Here is a 512-nt window from a genome sequence, read left to right as displayed (position 1 = left end):
CGACCTCCCCCTGTGTCAGCATAGTTGTCGCCTCTCCTGAAATTAGAAATCTCAACAGGGGGCGGTCATGAGTAATCAATGGCCCGCTATTCAGAAGAGTTCAAAGAGTCCATCATTCAGAAGATGATGCCACCCAATAATGTGCCAGTTTCGCAGTTGGTACGTGAGACTGGTATCTCTGATGTGACCCTGTACACTTGGCGAAAGAAAGCAGTATCTAAAGGAGTGCCTGTGCCGGGCGACGGAAAGAATCCAGATCAATGGACACCTGAAAACAAGTTAGCTGTGATCATTGAAACGGCTGCGTTGAATCAAACTGAAATGGCTGAATACTGTCGTAAGAAAGGCCTGTTTGCTGAACAGATCCAGCAGTGGAAAGCCGCCTTTATTAGCAGCGCTTCTGTCCAGCCTGACAGCCAGCCAAGGCAGCGCAAGGTACTGTCTGATGAACAGAAAAAAGACAAGCAAACCATCAAGAAGCTTGAGCGTGAACTCAATCGCAAGGACAAGGC

Annotated in this window: 1 protein-coding gene; it reads left to right on the top strand. The window is 48.4% G+C overall.

Annotation, left to right across the window (positions count from 1 at the left end; genetic code table 11):
• Positions 1–78: 78 nt before the first annotated feature.
• The coding region (locus CX664_RS23615; RefSeq protein ID WP_146000278.1) for a transposase at positions 79–512 on the top strand (434 nt) is incomplete at its 3' end.

Source organism: Endozoicomonas acroporae (assembly GCF_002864045.1).
GTDB classification, from domain to species: domain Bacteria; phylum Pseudomonadota; class Gammaproteobacteria; order Pseudomonadales; family Endozoicomonadaceae; genus Endozoicomonas; species Endozoicomonas acroporae.
Note: the sequence above shows the minus strand (reverse complement) of the source record. Positions and strands in the feature narration are given on the sequence as shown.